Origin of the sequence: Spiroplasma endosymbiont of Megaselia nigra (assembly GCF_003987485.1) — a bacterium.
In the GTDB taxonomy this organism is placed as follows: domain Bacteria; phylum Bacillota_I; class Bacilli_A; order Mycoplasmatales; family Mycoplasmataceae; genus Spiroplasma.
Genome location: NZ_RCOO01000261.1, coordinates 1 through 1,297 on the forward strand (window position 1 = coordinate 1; position 1,297 = coordinate 1,297).

Consider the following 1,297-nt stretch of genomic DNA (forward strand, 5'->3'; position numbering starts at 1 on the left):
CATTGAACATTTAACCGTATTCCAATTGAGTTTTTTACTTCGGCAAATATGAGTGTTGGTAATATTAATTATTCTTCACAAAATGACCCTATGGCAACATGACAAGGTCTATTGCCTACTTATGCAAAATCATTGGCTAATTTAACAACTTTAAAGAAAATGTTTCGTACTTTTCAAGAAGAAGGTATTGATTTAACTATGATAGATTTAGAAGCATATTATACCCAGTTAGAAATTGATTCTTTATTAGATAAACTTGTTATAGAAAAAATTAAAGATGAAAAACTTGCAAAAATAAAAGAAGAAATTTTAGATGAATTAAAAAAATTAATTGTTATACCAGATGTACCAGATGTACCAGATGTACCAGATTGAGAAACTGTTGATACTAGTGATTTTGTATCAAATAATAGTAATGTTTATGACATTAAAAATTATGATAAAGATAATTATAGTTATCAAGTTTTTGTTCAGAATAATGAAAATAACCCAGCTGGTGAATGTGGCAGTATGCTTACAACACATCCTAAATTTCCATTTTCTGTTAAAGTTCCAATTGAAACAAATGATGGATTATATTTTTATGTATCATTTTCACAAGGAAGAATTATATCATATAAAAATAAAAACGGATCTCCCGCTAAAATTCAAGCATTATATATTCAAAGAAAAAAATTAAGTTAGGAAGGAGATGTTATAAATGAATTTAAAAGATTATAAATCAGAAATTTTATTATTAATTCGCAAAATATTTATTTGGGGATTAGGGGCAATTTTAATAATAAGTGCAATTGTATTATTTTTTTGTAAGGCATTTAAAGTAATTGAAATTTCATGACCAGAATATTTTTATATTGGTCTATCATTACTTATTGGCGGTGTTTTAGTATATTTAATTGATAAAATTTTTGAATTTTTTAAAAAAGATAAAAAGAAAGATAGCATTGAAGATGTTATATCAAAAGAAGACACAAAATAAAGGAGTGTTATAAATGGGATTGTTACCAGCCAAAAAGAAATTAAAAAAGAGTTATGATATTGATAGTTACTATCTTAATTTAGCATCAACGATTAGTAATCGTAAAAATGTTACTGTTCAAAAACATAATGATATTCTAGAAAAAAGAATTTGTGAAGATAATGCTAATTTTTTAAATCCGCGTGATTTAGAAATTAGCATTTATAATCCACTTACTAATCAACAATTAGATACTAAATTAATTAATAACTTTTTAAAAATGCAAGACTTTACTAATAAGAATTGATATAACGAATATAAAATTAATAAGAATGGTAA

General features: G+C 24.4%; 3 protein-coding genes. All 3 read left to right on the forward strand.

The features are described from left to right. Positions 1–684, forward strand: a 684-nt coding sequence (locus tag D9R21_RS07660; RefSeq protein WP_158613982.1) for a hypothetical protein, incomplete at its 5' end; no start/stop codon positions are given. Between the two features lie 16 nt (positions 685–700). Further along, positions 701–979 carry a hypothetical protein gene (locus D9R21_RS06555; protein WP_126821551.1) on the forward strand — a complete coding sequence of 93 codons (279 nt, stop codon included), beginning with the start codon at positions 701–703 and terminating at the stop codon, positions 977–979. A gap of 13 nt (positions 980–992) precedes the next feature. Beyond that, a partial coding sequence (locus D9R21_RS06560) for a hypothetical protein (protein ID WP_148108884.1) occupies positions 993–1,297 on the forward strand: 305 nt, incomplete at its 3' end.